We start from the raw sequence: 19,815 nt of genomic DNA, 5'->3' as shown, positions 1-19,815 counted from the left end.
CGTGACCGGGGCCACCGGCTTCGTCGGAGGCCATCTCGTACGCCACCTCGCCGCGCGCGGCCACGAGGTGACCGCCCTGGTGCGCGGCGGCCGCGAGGTGCCCGGCGCCCGCAGCGTCCCCGGCGACCTGGCCACCGGCGCGGGGCTGGCCGGCGCGCTGCGGGACGCGGACCGGGTGGTGCACCTGGCGGGGGTCACCAAGGCGGCCGACCCGCGGGCGTACGCGGCCGTCAACACGGCGGGGACGCGGCGGCTGTGCGAGGCGGCAGCGGCGCTGGCCGTGCCGCCCCGCCTGGTGTACTGCTCGTCGCTGGCCGCCTCCGGTCCCGGGCGGCGGCGCCACGAGGACGCGCCGCCGCGGCCGGTCTCCGCGTACGGGCGCAGCAAGCTGGGCGGCGAGTGGGCGGTGCGGGACACGGCGGACCGGCTGCCGGCCGTGGTGGTCCGGCCGCCGATCGTCTACGGCCCCGGCGACCGGGAGTTCCTGCCGCGGTTGGTGGCGGCGGTACGCACCGGTCTGCTGCCCGCCGTCGGCCGGCCCGGGCCGCGGCACTACTCGCTGCTCCACGTCGACGACCTGTGCCGGGCGCTGATCACCGCCGCCGACCCCGGCGTCACGCAGGTGGGCACCTACCACGTGTGCGACGGCACCGAGCACCGCTTCGAGGACATCGGCGCCGCCGCCGCCGCCGTGCTCGGCCGCCGCCCGCCGAGGGTGGTCCACATCCCCGGGCCGCTGGCGCTGGGGGCGGCCCGCGTGTTCGGCCGGGCGTCGGCGCTCAACCCCGACAAGGTCGCCGAGGCGCTGCATCCCGCGTGGACCTGCGCCCCCGGCGGCCGGCTCCCGTACCGGCCCGTCGTCACGCTGCCCGAGGGGCTGCGCGGCGCCCTGAACCGCTGACCGCCCGCGAGGAAGGGGAAGCACCCCATGCGCCGCCGACTGTCCCCGTACGAACGCGTCATCTGGGCCGCGGGCGAGCGGCTCCCCGTCAACATCGCCGCGGTGGCCCGTGTGGAGGGCCGCACCACGCCCGCGCGCGTCCGCGCGGCCGTTGCGGCCGTCCGCAGCCGCCACCCTCTGCTCGGCGTCCGGGTCGCCGACCCCGGGGTGTGGCAGGGGCGGCTCACCACGGCCGGGGTACCGGACCCGGGTGTGCGGGTCGTCGTCCGGGACGCCGGCGCGGGCGACTCCTGGGTGCGGGTGGTGGAGGAGGAGCTCCCGCGGCGCTTCGACACCCGTACGGGCCCCCTCGCCCGCTTCGTGCTCGTCGACGCGGGCGCGTCCTTCGACCTGGTCACCGTGTACCACCACCTGGTCGCCGACGCCGTCTCCGCGGGCGTCGTCCTGCGGGACCTGCTGACCCGCCTCGGCGGGCCGGAGCACGAGAACGCCGTCCCGCCCGGTGCGGCGTGCCCGCCCGGGGCGCACCGGCGGGCCGGGGCCGACGACGGCGCCGGTCCGGCACCGGTGCTCGCGCCACCCGCGGACGAACTGATCCCGGGACCGCGCGCCCGCCTCGGCGACCTGCTGAGGACCGCCCGGGCGCTGGGCGGGCCCGTACGGCCGCCCTACCCGCCGGACGGGCGGCTCGCCTACCACGCGTGGACGCTGGAGCGCGAGGAGACGGAGCTGCTGCTCAAGCGCTGCCGGGCGCGGGGCGTGACACTGCAGGCCGCCCTCTGCGCGGCCTTCGCGCGGGCCGCCGCTCCCGGCAGCCGCCCGGCCCGGATCGCGGTCGCCGCCGACCTGCGCCGGGTGCTGGACCCCTCGCCGGGGGAGGCCATGGGCCTGTACGCGGCGAGCTTCGTCGTCTCCGTGCACGGTACGTCCGGCGACCTGTGGGCGGTCGCGCGCGAGGCCAGGACCGCCATCCACGCCCGGCTCACCCCGCGGGAGCTGCGGCCGCTCGTGCGCGTCTTCCGGCTGACCTCGTTCCTGCCGCACCGCGCCGTCGGCACCCTGGTGCGGCACGGCGAGTCGCGCGGCCCCCGCTTCGACGTGTCCGTCAGCAACACGCGCCTCGATCTTCCCGTGGCGTACGGGCCGCTGCGGCTCGCCGCCGTCCACGGCGCCGCGCACACCAGCCGTTCCGGGGCGCCGCTGGTGATCGTGGCGGGGATGGACGGGCGGCTGTTCCTCAGCGTGACGTCCACGGCGGGCGCGCAGGCCGAGGGCCTGTGCCGAAGGGCCATGGACCACCTTCTGTGGGCCGGGTGAGACCCGCGGACGGATAGCGGCGGGCTCCAGCGGGTATCGGAAGAGAGTGGTTCGCACCGTGGGAGTCGAAGAAGAGCTTCTCCTGGTGGACGCGCGGTCCGGTGAACCGCGCGCGGTGGCGGACGCGGTGCTCGAGGACGGCCCCTGGCCGGGGGAACTGGTGGCCGAGCTGCAGCAGCAGCAGCTCGAACTGAACAGCCCGCCCTGCCTCACCCTGGACCAGCTCAGAGAGGAACTGCGCGCCTGGCGCCGCAGGGCGGCCGAGCTCGCCCGCTCGCAAGGCGTGGCGGTGGCGGCGCTGGGGACCTCGCCCGTGGAGGTGCCGCCCCGGCTCACCCCGGGGGGCCGCTATCGCAGGATGGCCCAGTCCTTCGGCATTACCGCGCAAGAGACCCTGACCTGCGGCTGCCACGTCCACGTGGGGGTGGAGTCCGACGAGGAGGGTGTCGCCGTCCTCGACCGCATCCGCCCCTGGCTGCCGGCGCTGCTCGCGCTCAGCTCCAACTCGCCGCTCTGGCGCGGCGCCGACACGGGGTACGCGAGCTACCGCTACCAGGTCTTCGGCCGCTGGCCCACCGCCGGGCCGACCCGGGGCTTCGGCTCCGCCGAGGGGTACCGCACTGCGGTGTCGAGACTGCTGGCCACCGGGATCCTGATCGACCAGGGGATGCTCTACTTCGACGCCCGGCTGTCGGCGAAGTTCCCCACGGTGGAGGTGCGCGTCTGCGACGTGTGCCCGGAGTACCAGGACGCGGTGGTGCTGGCCGCGCTGGTGCGCGGCCTGGTCGAGACCGCCGCCCGCCAGTGGGCCGACGGGCGCCCCGCACCCGACGACGACCTGGCACTGCTCCGGCTCGCCTCCTGGCGCGCCAGTCGTTTCGGGCTGGACGGGGCGCTGCTCGATCCGCGCACCTACCGTCCGGCGAGCGCGCACGACGTCGTCGAGGCCCTGGTCGCCCACATCGAGGACGCGCTGAAGGACACGGGCGACCTGTACACCGTCCGCGCCGGCGTCGACCGCCTGACCTCGCGGGGCTCCGGCGCCCGGTGGCAGCGCGAGGTGTACGCCCGGGGCGGCGCCGGCGCGGTCCTGCGGGACGCGGTGCGCCGCACGGTGGCGTGACGCGGGCGACGCGCGTCAGGCGCCGCCCAGCAGACCGGCCAGGTCCGGATGCGCACGGGCCGGGTCGACCGTGGTGACGGTGTACACGGCGGCCCCCGAGGCCACCAGGGGGTCCTCCGCCGCGATCCGCTCGATGGCTTCGCGGTCCGCCCCTCGGGCGACGATCACGCCGCCGTCTCCGGAAGGCACCGTCTGGCCGGAGAGCAGGAAGGTGCCGGCGCGGTGGTGGCGCTCCAGGAACGCGACGTGGCCGGCGACGTACAGCTCCGCGTCCGCTTCCGATCCGGTGTACGTCAGGCACAGCAGGTGCAGCATCCGCGTCCGATCTCGAGACGGGCCGGGCGATCCGGCCCATGATGGCACGGCCCGCTCCAGCGGGAGACCCCGGCTGCGGCGCGGAGGAGCCCGGACGCACCATGCGTGATCTGCGATCATTGCCGCATGGCGTTCACCGAAGAGCTCGCCCGGGCCGTCCTCGCGGCCGACGGGCAGGGCAGCGCGAAGCTGATCGCACTGGGTGAGAACGCGGTGTTCGAGCTCGCCGACGGCGTGACCGTCGCGAAGGTCGGCCGTGGTCCCGAACTGCTCGACCGGGCCGCCCGCGAGGTGCGCACGGCGTCCTGGCTGGCCGCGCACGGCGTTCCGGCCGTACGGGCGGCGGCTTCCGAGGCACGGCTGGTGGAGGGCCACCCCGTCACGTACTGGGAGCGGCTGCCGGACAGCGTGCGCCCCGCGGAGCCCGCCGACCTCGCCGCGCTGCTGCTCCTCGTACACGCCCTGCCCCAGCCGGACTTCGCCCTGCCTCCGCGCGACCTGCTGGACGGGGTGGAGCGTTGGCTGCGGCTCGCCGGTTCGGCGATCGACCCCGAGGACGCGGCGTATCTGCGCGAGCGCCGGGACGGTTTCGCCGCCGCGGCGGCGGCGTTGACCCCGCACCTGGCCCCGGGGCCCGTCCACGGCGACGCGCTGCCCCGCAATGTGCACGTGGGTCCGGACGGCCCCGTCCTGGTGGACCTGGAGACCTTCTCGACCGACCTGCGCGAGCACGACCTCGTCGTCATGGCGCTCAGCCGCGACCGCTACGGCCTCGGTTCCGACGCCTACGACGCCTTCACGGCCGCGTACGGCTGGGACGTGCGCGACTGGGACGGCTGCGCGGTGCTGCGCGGGGCACGGGAGACGGCGAGTTGCGCCTGGGTGGCCCAGCACGCGCCCGGGAACCCGGCGGCGCTCGCGGAGTTCCGCCGCAGGGTGGCCTCCTTGCGGGACGGCGACCAGTCCGTGCGCTGGTATCCCTTCTGACCGGCCGGGCGCCCGCCGACGGATGCCCGGCCGCAGGTGACCCTGGTCCCGGGGCGGCACGGCGGCCTGACGGCAGCCGAGTCTCCGCGGGGCGACCGCTGCCGGTGAACCGGGGTCATGGCGGAAGCGCCGCCGGTCGCGCTCCGGCCCGACGCCCAGCCCCTTCCCGGGCCTGCCGGTTCGGGGCGCGTCACTGCGGCACCCGTCGCCGCTGCCAGCCGTCGCCGCTGTCGCAGTCGCCGTCGCCGTCGCCGTCAAGCACACGGGCCCACACCGCCTGCGACGACTCCGGCGCGCCGAAACGGCAGCCGGCCAGACCGTCCTGCCCCGTCCCGCTCCGGCGGTGTGCCGGCGGGCCGCCGGCCGGCACCGAGGACGGGCGCGTCCTCAGCCACGTCCCGCTCCCGGGCGGCCCGCCCCCGCGCCGGAGGGTCGGCCCCGCGGTCACCTCTGCCGGGGGATGACCGGCCAGGCCCGCTCGACGACGGCCGCCGGGTCGGCGGTGCGCCGCAGGTATGCCTGGAGGGAGGCCGACTGCTCGGCCGCCGCCCGTATCTGAAGGGCGTGCAGGTCGGCCAGCGGCATCAGGCCGACGGGCTCGTGCCGCTCGCCCATGCGGCGCACCACGCGGGCGGCGGCCACCGCGTCGGCCCGTGCGTCGTGGGCGCCCTCCAACGGGACTCCGTAGTGGGCGCACAGCGCCTGCAGGGCCCGCCTGCCCTTGCGGTACTTGTCCACGTGCTTGTCGATGACCAGCGGGTCGATGACCGGCGCGGGCACGCCGCCCAGCCGTTCGCTGACCGAGGCCACGCCGTGCCGCCGGCACTCGCGGTCCAGCAACGACAGGTCGTAGCGGGCGTTCATCACCACCAGCGGTGTGCCCGAGCCCAGCACCTCGGCGACGGTGTGGGCGATCTCCTCGACCGCGGTGCCGGCCGGGGCGCCGTGCTCCCGGGCGTGGGCGGTCGTGATGCCGTGGATGGCTGACGCCTGCTCGGGTATGGCGACGCCCGGGTCGAGCAGCCACGTCCGCTCCTGTGAGACGGAACCGTCGGCCTCCAGCCGCACGACGGCGGCGGTGACGATGTGGTCGGTCTCGATGTCGGTGCCAGTGGTCTCCAGGTCGAACGCGACCAGCGCGTCGCTGATCCAGCTCATCGTGCGGTCCTCGTGCCCGCGGTGTCCGCCGCGCCGCACCGGCGGGTGCCCGTGCTCCTCCCCCGTGCCGAGCCGGCCGGCCATGCCCGGTGTCGATTCATGCCCATTGGCCTACATCCTTCCCACTGTTCCCCCGTGTGCCGATCCATCATCGCGCGCACCACTGACACTCCTGCGGCCGGGCTGTGGAAAAGGTTCGGCCGGGGGTGCTCCACGAGGCCACCGATCCGCGGATCCGCGAGCCCGCCGGTCCGCCGGTCCGCAGGTCCGCCGGTCCCCCAGTCCCCCAGTCCCCCAGTCCCCCGGTCCGTCAGGAGACGGGACGGGAGTCGGCCCAGACGCCCTCGAACTCCTCGCGGTAGATCTCGAACAGGCCGTGCTCGGCCTCAGGAGCCTCGTCGCCCCGGGTCTGCACGAGTTGCCGGGGCCCGCCGCGCAGGATGAGGACGGGCGCCTCCATGCCGCGGGCCTTGCGCAGATAGGGCTGGACGACCGCGATGCCGTCCGAGGTGTCCCCGTCCACGAGGTAGGCGGTGAAGCGCGGGGTCTCGTCGAAGACCCGGATCTCGAACGCGGCGGTGTCGCGCAGCCGGGCCCGCACCCGCCGCATGTGCATGATGTTCATCTCGACGGAGCGGCTGAGCTCCCCCCGGCCGAGGCCGAGTTCGCGTTCACGGCGGCGGACGGCGCTGCTCGCCGGGTTCAGAAAGAGCAGCCGCACCCGGCAGCCGGACTCCGCCAGTCGCACCAGCCGCTTGCCGGAGTAGTTCTGCACCAGCAGGTTGAGGCCGATGCCCACGGCGTCCAGGCGTCGCGCGCTCGCGAACAGGTCCTCGGCCGGCAGCTGCCGCTGCAGCCGCACCCGGTCGGGGTAGACGCCGACGACGTCGGCGTAGCGTTCGGCGACGAGCTCCTCGACGGCGTCCACGGGCAGCCGCTCGGCGGAGGGGTAGCCGGGTCCGGAGCCGAGCATGTCCAGCAGCCGCGCGGCCGCCCGCTCGGCCTGCTCCAGGGCGGTGCGGGACAGGGCGCGGTTGCGGGAGACGACGTGCCGGGCCACTTCCAGTTCGTCCAGGGCGAGTTCGAGCTCGCGGCGGTCGTCGAGGTAGGGCTCGAAGCACGGCCAGTGCTGGACGGCGAGCTCGCGCAGCTGCGGCAGCGTCAGGAAGCTCAGGATGTTGTCGTCGGCGGGGTCGAGCAGGAACCCCTTGCGGCGGCTGACCTCGCGCACGGCGGCGGCCCGCTGCACCCACTCGTGGCCGGCCGGTCCCGCGGCCGCGACCACCCACTCGTCGCCGTGCACGGGTTCGTAGATCGGGCGAAGCACCGCGTTGACGACGGCGCGCAGGCGCTGCTCGACGAGGTTGAGCCAGACGTACGCCCGTCCGGCGCGCCGGGCGCGGGTGCGCACCTCGGCCCACTCGTCGGCGCCCCAGTCCAGCTCGGCTCCGATCTCCAACGGCAGTGCGAGGGATGCCGTACCGGTGCTTCCCTCGCCGATGCCGCCGCCCGGGTCCCCCTGATCACCACCACCGGGGAGCACCAGACCTCCCGACATCACGACTGCACCCGCCTTCCCGCCCCCGTCCACGATCAAGGAAGGGTACTGCGGGGCGCGAAGCGGTGCAGCAGTAACGGCGGTACTTCACCACATGCTCACCGCGTCCCGCGCGGGCCGGGGCCGTCGGCGTCCCGGCCCGCCCCGACGCGTCCGCGCCCGCCTCCGCCCGACCAGACCGACGAGGACCGACGAGGACCGACGAGGACCGAACGGACCGACCAGGACCGATCCGACTGATCCGGACCGATCCGGACCGATCCCGGCCCATGGGCCCCGGACGGACCCGTCCGCGCCCCCGCGCCGGTGCGGCCGCCGGGCCGGAGACAGAAGTTCCCCGCAGTGCGCTTTCACTCGTTCTGACGAAACTTCGGGAGCACAGGTTTACCCCGGGGCAGTGGATTCTTGCGGCAGGCAGGGGAATGGGGACACCCGTAACGGGGAAGATCTTGGCGATTCCCTGCCCGCGGGGGCACCCGTGCGTGACGATGCCCTTTCGGCACCGATGCGGCCGGGGTGCGGCCTACCGGCGCCCGGCGGAGAAGTGGAAGAGTCGACGACATGCAGGTCTGGCCGGGTCAGTCATACCCCCTCGGCGCCACGTACGACGGCGCCGGCACCAACTTCGCGGTCTTCTCCGAGGCCGCGGACCGGATCGAGTTGTGTCTGCTGCAGGACGACGGCTCGGAGACCGCCGTCGAGCTGCGCGAGGCGGACGCCTTCGTCCGCCACGCGTACGTCCCGGGCGTCATGCCCGGTCAGCGCTACGGCTTCCGGGTGCACGGTCCCCACGAGCCGACCCGGGGCCACCGCTGCAACTCCGCCAAGCTGCTGCTGGACCCGTACGCGAAGGCGATGAGCGGGACGATCGACTGGGACGAGGCGGTGTACGGCTACCGCTTCGGTGAGCCCGAGTCCCGCAACGACCTGGACTCGGCGCCGCACACCATGACCTCCGTGGTGGTGAACCCGTACTTCGACTGGGCGGACGACCGCAGTCCCCGCATCGACTACCACCGGACGGTGATCTACGAGGCGCACGTCAAGGGCCTGACGATGCTCCACCCGGAGCTGCCCGAGGAGATCCGCGGCACCTATGCGGCGCTCGCCCACCCCGCGGTGATCTCGCACCTGACGGAGCTGGGCGTCACGACGCTGGAGCTGATGCCGGTCCACCAGTTCGTCCACGACCACCGGCTGGTGGACGCGGGAATGCGCAACTACTGGGGCTACAACACGATCGGCTTCTTCGCGCCCCACAACGCCTACGCCTCGCTGGGTGACCGGGGCCAGCAGGTCCTGGAGTTCAAGACGGCGGTGCGCGAGCTGCACCGGGCCGGCATCGAGGTGATCCTCGACGTGGTCTACAACCACACGGCCGAAGGCAGCCACCTGGGGCCGACGCTGTGCTTCCGGGGGATCGACAACGCCTCGTACTACCGGCTGGCCGACGATCCGCGCTACTACACGGACACCACCGGCACGGGGAACTCGCTGCTGATGCGCAGCCCCCACGTGCTGCAGATGATCATGGACTCGCTGCGCTACTGGGTCACCGAGATGCACGTCGACGGCTTCCGCTTCGACCTCGCGGCCACCCTGGCCCGGCAGTTCCACGAGGTGGACCGGCTGTCCTCGTTCTTCGACCTCGTGCAGCAGGACCCGGTGGTCAGCCAGGTGAAGCTGATCGCCGAGCCCTGGGACGTCGGCGAGGGCGGCTACCAGGTGGGCAACTTCCCGCCGCTGTGGACGGAGTGGAACGGGAAGTTCCGCGACACGGTGCGCGACCTGTGGCGCGGCGAGCCGGCCACGCTCGCCGAGTTCGGCTCCCGGCTGACCGGCTCCTCCGACCTCTACCAGGACGACGGCCGCCGGCCGCTCGCCTCCATCAACTTCGTGACCTGCCACGACGGTTTCACCCTGCGCGACCTCGTGTCGTACAACGACAAGCACAACGAGGCCAACGGCGAGAACAACCGGGACGGCGAGAGCCACAACCGCTCGTGGAACTGCGGCGCCGAGGGCGAGACCGAGGACGAGGACGTACTCGCCCTGCGCGAACGCCAGATGCGCAACTTCATCGCCACCCTGCTGCTCTCGCAGGGCGTGCCGATGCTCGCCCACGGCGACGAGTTCGGCCGCACCCAGCAGGGCAACAACAACGCGTACTGCCAGGACAACGAACTGGCGTGGGTGCCGTGGCCCGAGGAGGGCGACGCGAGCGCCGGGCGGCTGCACGAGTTCACCCGCCAGATGGTGTGGCTCCGCCGCGACCACCCCGTCTTCCGGCGCCGCCGCTTCTTCCACGGCCGGCCGGTCGCGGGGACGCACGACGACCTCTCCGACATCGCCTGGTTCACCCCTGAGGGTGAGGAGATGACCCAGGACGACTGGCAGGAGGCCCAGGCCAACGCCCTGGTGGTGTTCCTCAACGGCAGCGCGATCTCCGAGCCCGGCGACCGCGGGGAACGGATCACCGACGACTCCTTCCTGCTGATGTTCAACGCCTGGCACGAGCCGCTGGACTTCGTCGTGCCGGTGAACCACGGCAAGGAGTGGCAGGTCGTCGTCGACACCCAGCGCCCGGAGGGCGTGGCTCCCGGCTCGGGCCGCAAGGTGACCCAGGGCGACCGCTTGCGGCTGGCCGACCGGAGCATGGTCGTCCTGCAACGCCCGGCGTAACCGGCCGCCCGATGTGATGGTCGCACCGGCCGGCGGGGTAATCAGTCCTCCATGACAGAAAGTGCCGCGACCCCGCCGACCGCTGTCGTCCCCTCCGTGCCGAGCGCCACCTACCGGCTCCAGCTCCAGCCCGACTTCCCCTTCGCCGCGGCCGAGGCCGTCGTCCCCCATCTGGCGGCGCTGGGCGTCTCCCACCTGCATCTCTCCCCGGTGCTGCAGGCCGTGCCCGGTTCCACGCACGGGTACGACGTCGTCGACCACACCCGGGTGCGGGAGGAGCTCGGCGGCGAGAAGGGGCTGCGTGCGCTGGCCCGCACCGCCCGCGCGCACGGAATGGGACTCGTCCTGGACGTGGTGCCCAACCACATGGCCGTGCCGGCGCCCGAACACCTGGCACGCCCGCTGTGGGAGGTGCTGCGGGACGGCCCGCGCTCCCCGTACGCCCGCTGGTTCGACGTCGACTGGGCGGCGCAGGGCGACCGGCTGCTGCTGCCCGTGCTGGGCGGCCCGCTGGACGAGGTGCTGCCCGACCTGCGGGTCGAACACGACCGCGCCGCCGGGGAGCGGGTGCTGCGCTACCACGACCACGCGTTCCCGCTGCGGCCCGGCACCGAGCAGCTGCAGCTGCGCGCGCTGGTGGACGCCCAGTGGTACCGGCTCGCCTGGTGGCGGCAGGCACGCACCGAGCTGAACTACCGGCGCTTCTTCACCATCTCCGAGCTCATCGCCGTCCGCGTCGAGGACGACGAGGTCTTCGCCGCCACGCACGCCACCTTGCTGCGCCTGCTGGACGAGGGCGTCGCCGACGGCCTGCGCGTCGACCACCCGGACGGCCTCGCCGACCCCGCCGGCTACCTGCGGCAGCTCGCCGACGCCTCCGGCGGGCGCTGGACGGTCGTGGAGAAGATCCTCACCGGCGACGAGCGGCTGCCGGCCGGCTGGACCTGCTCCGGCACGACCGGCTACGACGCCCTGGACCGGCTCGACGGGCTGTTCACGGACCCGGTCGGCGTCGAGGAGATCGTCCGCTGCTACCGCGACTTCACCGCCGTCCCCGCCGACGAGGGCGGCGAGTGGCCGCCGACCCTGCGGGCCGCCGCCGAGCGCATCGTCACCCAGGACCTGGCCGCCGAGGTGGACCGGCTGACCCGCTCCGCCGTCCGCGCCACCGGTCTGGAGCCCGCCGCGCTGCGCCAGGCGATCGAGGCGACCCTGGTACGGCTGCCGCGCTACCGCCCGTATGTCGTCCCCGGCGAGCCCGCGGACGCCGAGGACACCGCCCTTCTGGAGGCCGCGTCGGGCGCCACCGGGCTCCCGGCGGCCGGCGCGGTGTGCGACCTGGCCCTCGGCCGGCACCGCGGCGGCGGGCAGGCCGCGGCGGACTTCACGGTGCGCTTGGCCCAGGTCTCCTCGGCGCTGCGGGCCAAGTCCGCCGAGGACACCGCCTTCTACCGCTACCATCCCCTGCTCTGCCTCAACGAGGTCGGCCGCGAGCCGGACCGTCCCGCCACCACGCCCGAGGACTTCCACGCCTTCTCCGAGCGCCTGCGCCGGGACTGGCCGCACACCGCGACGGTGCGCTCCACCCACGACACCAAGCGCAGCGCCGACGTGCGCGCCCGGCTCGCCGCGCTGAGCGAACTGCCCGGCGAGTGGGCCGCCTGGCTGGGCGAAGTCTCGGCGGACCTGCGGGATTACCTGGCGCACCGGGGGATGCCGCTTCCTGAGCGCCGTGTGGAGTACCAGGCCTGGCAGCACGCGGCCGTCTTCTGCGACCCCGGCGCGGCCGAGCGGGTGGCCGCCACCCTGCTCAAGTCGGAGCGCGAGGCGGGCCTGCGCACCTCGTGGACCGACCAGCGCCCGGAGTACGAGCAGATCGTGACCGGCTTCGTCCGCGAACTCGTGGGCGGCCCGGCCGCCTTCGCCACCGAGCGCATCGACCGCGCCCTGCGCGGGCCGGAGCGCGTCAACGTCCTCGGCGCGCACCTGGCGCACCTGACCATGCCGGGCGTGCCCGATCTCTACCAGGGCGACGAGGAGCGGCAGCTGCTGCTCGTCGATCCCGACAACCGCCGCCCCTACGACCCGGACACGGCGGACAGCGGCGAGGTGAGCGAGAAGCGGCAGGTGACCCAGTTCGCGCTGCGCCTGCGCCGGGCGCGCCCGCAGTGGTTCACCGGCCCCGAGGCCACGTACGAGCCGCTGTACGCGCGCGGCGTCGCCGGGGAGCACTGCGTGGCCTTCATCCGCGGCGGGCGGGCGCTGACGGTCGTCACCCGGTTGTCGCGGCGGCTCGCGGACGCGGGCGGCTGGCGCGGCACGGAACTGGTGCTCCCGGAAGGAGTCTGGACGGAGGTGCTGACCGGCCGCGCGTTCCGGGCCGTGGTGCCGCTGGCCGAACTGCTGGACCGGCTGCCGGTGGGGCTGCTGGTCCGCGACGTGGACGAGTAGGGGCCCGGGCGGGCGCGGTGCGCGCGCGGCCGTCGACGGGGGCCCGCTCGCCGCGCCCGGCGCGTGCGTCCGCCGGGGGGCGGGAGCGGGCCCGCCTGCCGACCTGCGGCCGGAGCCAGGCCGCCATTATCTGACGAATCGTCAGCAAGGTTCGGCGCGCCGCTTCCGGCTCGCACCGCGGGGCCGGGCGCACTGTGCGGTATGCCACATGTATGCCGGTATCCCCTTTCTGCCGCGGCTGGCCGGGGTGCACCAGGTCGCGCTGCCGGTCAGCGATCCGGCCCGGGCGGAGGCGTGGTACGAGCGGGTCCTCGGCCACCACCGGGTCGCGGAGTTCACCGAGGGCGGCGCCTTCGCCGGCATCGCCATGGCGCATCCTGGCGGAGGGCCCGTGCTGTGTCTGCGCCACGACCCCGCCCTCGCGGCCGTCTCCACGGGCTTCCCGTGGTTCTCCCTCGGCGTTCCGGATCTCCCCGCGCTGGAGGCGCTTGCCGCCCGGCTGGCGGCACTCGGCGAGCCGCACGGCGCCGTCGTCCGCACCGCGCACGGCTGGCTTCTCGCGCAGGTGCGTGATCCGGACGGCCACGAGCTGCGCTTCGTCACCGCGGACGAGGGGCCGCCGCCGGGCAGCGGCCAGGTGCTGCGCCTCTCCGGCGGCCGGCATCCGGCCCCGCGGACCCGGACCGCCTGAGGGACGCGGGACGACGTCACGGCCCGCCAGACCCGCTGCCAACGTCGCGCCATGGACGCATCGAAAGCCCCCGCAGGGCGCCTCGCCCGGCCCGGTAGCGTCGACATCACCCGCCGCGATCCGGTCGAGGACGTGCGCCTGCCCTCGGGCCTGACGATGCGCTCCATGGCACGGGGACAGTGCCGAGGCACGTTCTTCCTGTGCCGCGAGCCGGGCGACGCCGAGCGGCCGCGGTCCACGCGGACTCCGAGGGGCGCGGCGCTGATCGGCGCGGACGTGCCGGGGGCGGTGGAGCTGTGGAGCTGCTCGTCTCGTGCCGAGGTGGTGGCACGACGTGGAGTCGGGACTCCCGCTGGAGGAACCGGCCGCCGCAGTGCGCGAGGACCACCCGGACCTGGGCCTGGAGCGCGCGGGAGCGGCGCCGGCCCGCGGGCTGACGCTCCCTCCGGTCGAGGAGGTCGTCACCCGGCTGCGGGCGACCGCGGCGCTCACGGCGCCGGATCTCCTGCCGTACCTGGACGACGACCGCGAGTCGTGCGAGCCGCTGTTCCGCCGCTGAGCGGGCCGGGGGCGGCCCGCGGCTCAGCCGGGGCTCAGGCGGGGCTCAGCCGGTGGTCAGGCGGAAGCTCATCGCCCCGAAGGTGACCTGGTCGCCGGGGCGCACGGAGGCGGAGCCCATGACGCGGCGGCCGTTGACCCAGGTGCCGTTCATCGAACCGAGGTCGCGCAGCACCCACAGCCCTCCCTCATGGCTGAGTTCGGCGTGGAAGCGGGACGTGGAGGAGTGGCTGAGCCGGAAGGTGCACGACAGGTCCCGGCCGATCCGCACGGGGTACGGGGCCGGGGCGGGCAGCAGAAGCGGAGGCAGCTGCTGGACGGCCCATGCGTGGCTCATCCGCGCCCGCAGTGCCGAGGTCCTGGTGACGGCGCGCACCAGGGAGCCCACCACACTGGCCCAACGGCCTTGCCGGGGCGGCAGGTCGGCGACGAGGGCGGCCAACTCGTCCGAGTGGCGCGCCTTGAGGGCGAGTTCCATACGGCGCACAAAGGTGTCGTGCGACAGCCGCCCCTCGACGGCGCCCTCGCGCAATGCCTCGATGGCGCGTTCGCGTTCGCCGTCGGTGGGCCGCGCCGCATGCGTCGGGAACTCGTAACTCACCTGCGTGATTGTCCTGCCCGGGAGGCCGGGGTGTCCAGCAGGTGCGGCCCGTTGGGCGGCGGGCGCAATTGCGTGGACGCCGCGGAGGCGGCACGGCTAGGGTTGGCGCACGCCCTGGACCTGGAAAGGAGGCGGCAGCCATGTACCCGTTCACCATGTCGCGCTCCCGCCCCGTCATCCGCAGGGCGTACTCCGTCTGACCGGGAGCGCTCCGCTCTCCCGTGAGGACTACTTCCTTCATGACCGATCTGGTCTTCCGCCCGCTCGCCGCGGGCGAATCGCACCTCTTCCACTCCCTGAAGCCCGCTGACGACGGCCTGGCCGGCCGGTCCCTGACGGGCCACTCGTACGCCACGACCGACGAGGGCGGCGAGTACCGTCCCGAGTGGACGTGGGTGGCCCTGCGCGACGGCGTCGTGGTGGCCCGTGCCGCCTGGTGGGGCGCGCCGTCGGACGACGCTCCCGTGGCCCTGGACTGGTTCGACTTCACCGACGCCGACGCGGCCGTACGGCTGCTGCGGACGGCGCCGCTCAAGGCCGAGTACGAGCTGCTGGTGCCGCCCGGCTGGCGGGACCTGCCCGAGGTCCGCGAGGCCGCCCAGTCCCGCGTGGACGCGGCCGTCGTCTCCGGCATGGAGCTGCTCGTGGAACGCTACCGCTACCACTGGACCCCCGAATGCGGGCTTCCCGAGCGCACCGGACGCCTGGAGTACCGGCCGGAACCGGACGACGCGGTGATCCTGGACGTGCTGGGGCGCATCGGGGTCGGCAGCCTCGACGCCCACACCCGCCGCATGGTGCGGCTGCACGGCCCGGACGCGGCGGCCCGCGACGAGCTGGACTTCCTCAACTGGCTGCAGTCGCCGCGCGAATGGTGGCGGCTGGCGTACACCCCGGAGGGCGAGCTCGCCGGCATCCAGGTGCCGGGACGCAATCCGGGCGCGTTCTGCGTCGGCTTCATCGGTGTCCTGCCGGAGCAGCGCGGCCACGGCTTCGCCTACGACCTGCTGGTGGAGTGCACCAACGACCTGGTCGGACACGGCGCGACGGAGATCGCCGCCGCGACCGACCAGGGCAATGCGCCGATGGCGGCGCACTTCGCCAAGGCGGGATATCCGGTCATCCAGGAGCGCGTCAACCTGGTGTGACCCCAGGACGCCGGGCAGCATGGTGCCCATGCGCTTCGACGTGTGGGCACCGGACGCCGGTGAGGTTGAGGTACGGGTCGACGGCCGGGCTCACGACATGGAGCGCGACCCAGGACGCCGGGGCTGGTGGTACGCGGAGGTGCCCGCCGGGCACGGTTCGCGCTACGCCTTCGTGCTGGACGAGGGCCCGCCGCGACCCGACCCCCGCTCGCGCCGTCAGCCGGACGGGCCGGAGGGTGCGAGCGCGGTCGTCGACCACGACCGTTTCGCCTGGGCCCACGAGTGGGCGGGCCGCCCGCTGCCCGGCGCTGTCCTCTACGAGCTGCACGTCGGCACCTTCACCACCGCCGGCACCTTCGACGCCGCGATCGAACGCCTGCCGCACCTGGCCGATCTGGGGATCACGCACATCGAGCTCATGCCGGTCTGCCCGTTCCCCGGCACGCACGGCTGGGGTTACGAGGGCGTGTCGCTCTGGGCCGTGCACGAGCCCTACGGCGGCCCGGACGGGCTCAAGCGCTTCGTGGACGCGGCGCACGGCCACGGGCTCGGGGTGGTGCTGGACGTCGTCCACAACCACCTCGGGCCCTCCGGCAACCATCTGCCCGCCTTCGGGCCGTACTTCACCGACCGCCACCACACCCCCTGGGGCGACGCCGTCAACCTCGACGCCCCCGGCTCCGACGAGGTGCGCGCCTTCCTCGTCGGCAGCGCTCTGGCGTGGCTGCGCGACTACCGCCTCGACGGGCTGCGGCTCGACGCCGTCCACGCCCTGGTCGACACCCGCGCGGTGCACCTGCTCGAGGAGCTGTCCACCGCTGTCGACGCGCTCGCGGCCGCGGTCGGCCGCCCGCTCTTCCTGATCGCCGAGTCCGACCGCAACGACCCGCGCACCACCGACCCGCGCGAGGCCGGCGGACTGGGCGTGCACGCGCAGTGGAACGACGACTTCCACCACGCCCTGCACACCGCCCTCACCGGCGAGTCCCAGGGCTACTACGCGGACTTCGCCGCCTCTCCGGTGCAGGCCCTGGCCAAGGTGCTGCGCCGGGTCTTCTTCCACGACGGCACCCACTCCAGCTTCCGCGGCCGCGCCCACGGCCGTCCCGTGGACCTGGCGACCACCCCGGGCCACCGCTTCCTCGCCTACACCCAGACCCACGACCAGATCGGCAACCGCGCCACCGGCGACCGCCTCGGCGCGAGCGTCCCCGCGGGGCTGCTCGCCGCGGCCGCCGCGCTCGTGCTCACCTCCCCGTACACGCCGATGCTCTTCATGGGTGAGGAATGGGGCGCCCGCACGCCCTGGCAGTTCTTCACCGACCACGACGACCCCGAACTCGCTGCCGCCATCACCCGCGGCCGCCGCCGGGAGTTCGCCGAGCACGGCTGGAAGGCCGAGGACGTCCCCGACCCGCAGGACCCGGCGACCCGGCTGCGCTCCTGCCTGGACTGGTCCGAGCCCTCCGCACCACCGCACGCGGAGCTGCTCGCCTGGTACCGGCGGCTGATCGCGCTGCGCCACGCCGAACCCGAACTGGCCGATCCGGGCCTGGACGCCGTTCACGTCGGCACGGGCGGGCACACCCTGCGGCTGGACCGCGGACGCTTCCGGATCGCCGTCAACTTCTCCCCCGAGGAGGCGCTCGTCCCGCTCCACTCCCCCGGCCGCGCCGCCCCCAGGGGCTACCTGGAGGTCGCCGCCTGGCGCCCCTGCCCTCCGCCCACCGGCACCGGCTGCCTCCGCCTGCCAGGCCACGCGGTCGCCGTGCTCCGCGAGCGCTGACTACGCTGAACGGGTGATGAACGACGACGAGCCGCGCGCGATCTGCGTCCACTGCGGCGACCCGACGGAGTACCCCGACTCGCAGCCGGGCGTGACCCTCTGCCCGGTCTGCGCCTGGCACGAGGCCCAGCGCGCGGCCTGCAGCGGCTGAGCCGCCCCGCGGCCGTCAGTCCGCCAGCAGCCGCCGGCGGGCGGCCCCGACATCGAAGGCGGCTGGCGGGCACACCGGGTCGATCAGCTCGAGGTGCTCCAGCAGCAGCCGCCCGAGCGCCCAGTTCCGGTACCACTTGCGGTCCGCGGGCACGACGTACCAGGGCGCGGCCTCCGTGGAGCACCGTCCCAGCAGGTCCCCGTACGCCTCCTGGTAGAAGGCCCACCTCGCCCGGTCCTCCAGGTCGGCCGGAGCGAACTTCCAGCGCTTGCAGGGATCGTCCAGCCGGGCCAGCAGGCGGGCCCGCTGCTCGTCGCGGCTGATGTGCAGGAAGACCTTGACGACACTGACGCCGTCGTCGGCGAGCGAGGCCTCGAAGGAGTTGATGGTCTCGCAGCGCTCCTCCCACAGCTCGGGCGGGGCGCCGCCGCGGACCCGGGGGACGAGGACGTCCTCGTAGTGGGAGCGGTCGAAGACGCCTATCCGCCCGGGGCCGGGCAGGGCGCGTTCGACGCGCCAGAGGAAGTGGTGGGCCTTCTCCTCCACCGTGGGGGCCTTGAAGGCGGTGATGCGGCACCCCGCGGGGTCCATCAGGCTCGCGAGGTGCCGCACCGCCCCGCCCTTGCCCGAGGTGTCCAGGCCCTGGAGCACCACGAGGACGGACCGCGGGTCGCCCGCCGTGCTCTGCGCGAACAGGCGCACCTGCAGCGCCGTGATCCGCTCCCTGACGTACGGCACGCAGGCCAGCGCCTCGGTCTTGCCCGCGGGGCCGCCGGGGGTGGCACGCGGGTCGTACGACCGCAGCCGTACGGGGCCGCCGCCCGGCGGCACGCGCAGCTTCGCGCGCAGCGCGGCTTCCCCGCAGGGTCCGGCCGTCCGGGTGTTCCTCGCCACCACGCCTCCGTCAGGGACGACGGCCCTCGCGGGCGCCCGACTGGTTGCTCAGATGGTGCGGCGGATCAGCCGTGCCCGCCAGCGCGGCCCCAGGGGCCCGTGACGGCGAAGGTGGTGCCGGGGTTGTAGCAGTTGACGTACATGGTCCTGCCGTCCGGCGCGAAGGTGACGCCGGCGAACTCGCCCCACTCGGGGGCGTCGGCGGTGCCGATGTTCTGGCGGCCGCGCGCCATCGCGTACACCTCGCCACGCCGGGTGACGCCGAAGACGTGCTGGGCGCCCTCGCCGTCCTCGCAGACCATCAGGCCGCCCTGCGGGGCGAGGGCGATGTTGTCCGGGGACTCGCCCGGCAGCCGGACGTCGGTCGCGGGCCCGAAGACGACGACGAGGGTCAGCCGCCGCCTGGCCGGGTCGTAGCGCCAGACCTGGCCGAAGTGGGTGGCCGCCGAGCCCTCGTCGCGCCGCGCGAAGCTGGAGACGAAGTAGACGCAGCGGCCCCCCAGTAGCAGCCCTCGAGTTTCTGGGCGTGCGTGATGCCGCGGGGGCCGAAGTCCTGCAGTCGTACCGGTGTCTCCTCGGCCAGGGGGTCGGGCACCGGCACCCATTCGATCCCGTCGAAGTGGGCGCCGGTCTCCTGCACCGCCGACAGGTCCGGCACGCCCGGCACGCGCATGGCCTCGAGGGCGCCGCCGGCCCGCAGGGAGCCGCGGCCGCCGAGGGGCTTGCGCGGGTGGAAGCGGTAGAACAGGCCGAAGGGCGCCTGGAAGGCGTCCTCCGTCTCGTACACCGTGCCGTCGCGGGGGTCCACGGCGACGGCCTCGTGCTGGAAGCGGCCCAGGGCCGTGAGCGGCTCGGCCCCCGTCCTCCGGGGGTCGTGCGGGTCGACCTCGAAGACGAAGCCGTGGTCCTTGGTGTAGCCGCCGGTGCCGGCCTTGTCCTCGTTCTCCTCGCAGGTCAGCCAGGTGCGCCAGGGTGTCGGGCCGCCCGAGCAGTTGACGGCGGTGCCGGCGACGCCGACCCGCTGCGAGGTGACCGCGCCGCCGCGGTCGAGCGTGAGGACCGTGCAGCCGCCCTTGGCCCCGGGGTCGTAGACCAGCCCGTCGACCAGGGGGACGGGGGCGGTCGCGGTATCGCGGTTCTCGTGGTTGCGGACGAGGTGCACCCCGCCGCCGCGGTGGGCGGGGAACGCGGCCATCCCGTCGAAGTTCCCGGGCACCTGCCCCTCTCCGGAGCTCAGCGCGGCGCCCTGGCGGGACAGCACGCGGTAGCGGAACCCGCGGGGGAGGTCGAGGAGGCCGTCGGGATCGGGCACGAGGGGGCCGTAGCCGCCGGCCCCCGCGGCGAACGCCGTGCCGGCGAACAGTTCTCCGACGCTGCCGGCGACGGCGATCCCTGCGCCCAACGCCCCCGTGGTGGCGATCATCTGACGTCTGGTCACGGACATGGGTCACTCTCCCTGCTGGCGGACAGGCGATTGACCCGAGTGTGTCTAGC

At 74.5% G+C, this 19,815-nt stretch carries 16 protein-coding genes and 1 pseudogene; 11 read left to right on the top strand and 6 right to left on the bottom strand.

Annotation, left to right across the window (positions count from 1 at the left end; all coding sequences use genetic code 11):
- The first annotated feature begins 1 nt into the window (after nt 1).
- Genes AC3ET4_RS26100 through AC3ET4_RS26090 form a run of 3 tightly spaced genes read left to right on the top strand, consistent with a single transcriptional unit; the run spans nt 2 to nt 3,341 of the window.
- A complete protein-coding gene (locus AC3ET4_RS26100; RefSeq protein ID WP_431953527.1) occupies nt 2-901 on the top strand; it encodes an NAD-dependent epimerase/dehydratase family protein in 900 nt (299 codons plus the stop codon).
- A gap of 27 nt (nt 902-928) precedes the next feature.
- The gene (locus AC3ET4_RS26095; protein WP_431953525.1) at nt 929-2,218 is read left to right on the top strand and encodes a condensation domain-containing protein; all 1,290 of its coding nucleotides are present in this window, start codon (nt 929-931) and stop codon (nt 2,216-2,218) included.
- Nucleotides 2,219-2,276: 58 nt separating this feature from the next.
- Nucleotides 2,277-3,341 (top strand): carboxylate-amine ligase, encoded by a 1,065-nt coding sequence (locus AC3ET4_RS26090; RefSeq protein WP_431953523.1) that lies wholly within the window; start codon nt 2,277-2,279, stop codon nt 3,339-3,341.
- Between the two features lie 15 nt (nt 3,342-3,356).
- Here AC3ET4_RS26090 and AC3ET4_RS26085 read toward each other — a convergent pair whose 3' ends face one another.
- The gene (locus AC3ET4_RS26085) at nt 3,357-3,656 is read right to left on the bottom strand and encodes a YciI family protein (protein WP_431953521.1); all 300 of its coding nucleotides are present in this window, start codon (nt 3,654-3,656) and stop codon (nt 3,357-3,359) included.
- Nucleotides 3,657-3,782: 126 nt separating this feature from the next.
- Between AC3ET4_RS26085 and AC3ET4_RS26080 the strand changes: the two genes are divergently transcribed.
- Complete coding sequence (locus AC3ET4_RS26080; RefSeq protein WP_431953519.1) at nt 3,783-4,643, top strand: phosphotransferase; 861 nt, start codon at nt 3,783-3,785, stop codon at nt 4,641-4,643.
- Between the two features lie 444 nt (nt 4,644-5,087).
- Here AC3ET4_RS26080 and AC3ET4_RS26075 read toward each other — a convergent pair whose 3' ends face one another.
- The gene (locus AC3ET4_RS26075; RefSeq protein WP_431953517.1) at nt 5,088-5,801 is read right to left on the bottom strand and encodes a 3'-5' exonuclease; all 714 of its coding nucleotides are present in this window, start codon (nt 5,799-5,801) and stop codon (nt 5,088-5,090) included.
- 310 nt (nt 5,802-6,111) lie between these two features.
- The gene (locus AC3ET4_RS26070; RefSeq protein WP_431953543.1) at nt 6,112-7,359 is read right to left on the bottom strand and encodes a DUF5919 domain-containing protein; all 1,248 of its coding nucleotides are present in this window, start codon (nt 7,357-7,359) and stop codon (nt 6,112-6,114) included.
- Between the two features lie 561 nt (nt 7,360-7,920).
- On the opposite strand from AC3ET4_RS26070, the gene glgX reads away from it, so the two are divergent.
- The 4 genes from glgX (at nt 7,921) to AC3ET4_RS26050 (ending at nt 13,742) form a co-directional block, all read left to right on the top strand.
- A complete protein-coding gene (gene glgX, locus AC3ET4_RS26065) occupies nt 7,921-10,041 on the top strand; it encodes a glycogen debranching protein GlgX (RefSeq protein WP_431953515.1) in 2,121 nt (706 codons plus the stop codon).
- Nucleotides 10,042-10,092: 51 nt separating this feature from the next.
- On the top strand, nt 10,093-12,492 hold the full coding sequence (gene treY / locus AC3ET4_RS26060) for a malto-oligosyltrehalose synthase (RefSeq protein ID WP_431953513.1): 2,400 nt from the start codon (nt 10,093-10,095) through the stop codon (nt 12,490-12,492).
- Nucleotides 12,493-12,700: 208 nt separating this feature from the next.
- Nucleotides 12,701-13,183 carry a VOC family protein gene (locus AC3ET4_RS26055; protein WP_431953511.1) on the top strand — a complete coding sequence of 161 codons (483 nt, stop codon included), beginning with the start codon at nt 12,701-12,703 and terminating at the stop codon, nt 13,181-13,183.
- 334 nt (nt 13,184-13,517) lie between these two features.
- Nucleotides 13,518-13,742 (top strand): hypothetical protein, encoded by a 225-nt coding sequence (locus AC3ET4_RS26050; protein WP_431953509.1) that lies wholly within the window; start codon nt 13,518-13,520, stop codon nt 13,740-13,742.
- 45 nt (nt 13,743-13,787) lie between these two features.
- Here AC3ET4_RS26050 and AC3ET4_RS26045 read toward each other — a convergent pair whose 3' ends face one another.
- Nucleotides 13,788-14,342, bottom strand: coding sequence for an FHA domain-containing protein (locus AC3ET4_RS26045; protein ID WP_431953507.1), 555 nt, complete (start codon nt 14,340-14,342; stop codon nt 13,788-13,790).
- 239 nt (nt 14,343-14,581) lie between these two features.
- Between AC3ET4_RS26045 and AC3ET4_RS26040 the strand changes: the two genes are divergently transcribed.
- The 3 genes from AC3ET4_RS26040 to AC3ET4_RS26030 are packed head-to-tail and all read left to right on the top strand — an operon-like array spanning nt 14,582 to nt 17,427.
- Nucleotides 14,582-15,490 (top strand): N-acetyltransferase, encoded by a 909-nt coding sequence (locus AC3ET4_RS26040; RefSeq protein WP_431953505.1) that lies wholly within the window; start codon nt 14,582-14,584, stop codon nt 15,488-15,490.
- Nucleotides 15,491-15,518: 28 nt separating this feature from the next.
- The gene (gene treZ, locus AC3ET4_RS26035) at nt 15,519-17,276 is read left to right on the top strand and encodes a malto-oligosyltrehalose trehalohydrolase (RefSeq protein WP_431953503.1); all 1,758 of its coding nucleotides are present in this window, start codon (nt 15,519-15,521) and stop codon (nt 17,274-17,276) included.
- A gap of 16 nt (nt 17,277-17,292) precedes the next feature.
- A complete protein-coding gene (locus AC3ET4_RS26030) occupies nt 17,293-17,427 on the top strand; it encodes a hypothetical protein (RefSeq protein ID WP_431953501.1) in 135 nt (44 codons plus the stop codon).
- A gap of 15 nt (nt 17,428-17,442) precedes the next feature.
- Here the strand turns inward: AC3ET4_RS26030 and AC3ET4_RS26025 are convergent, their stop codons facing one another.
- Nucleotides 17,443-18,321: a PPK2 family polyphosphate kinase gene (locus tag AC3ET4_RS26025; RefSeq protein ID WP_431953499.1), complete on the bottom strand. Its 879-nt coding sequence runs from the start codon at nt 18,319-18,321 to the stop codon at nt 17,443-17,445.
- Between the two features lie 65 nt (nt 18,322-18,386).
- Nucleotides 18,387-19,744, bottom strand: a pseudogene (locus AC3ET4_RS26020) (alkaline phosphatase PhoX).
- Nucleotides 19,745-19,815 lie beyond the last annotated feature (71 nt).

The sequence above is a fragment of the Actinacidiphila sp. bgisy167 genome, from assembly GCF_057707665.1.
Note: the sequence above shows the minus strand (reverse complement) of the source record. Positions and strands in the feature narration are given on the sequence as shown.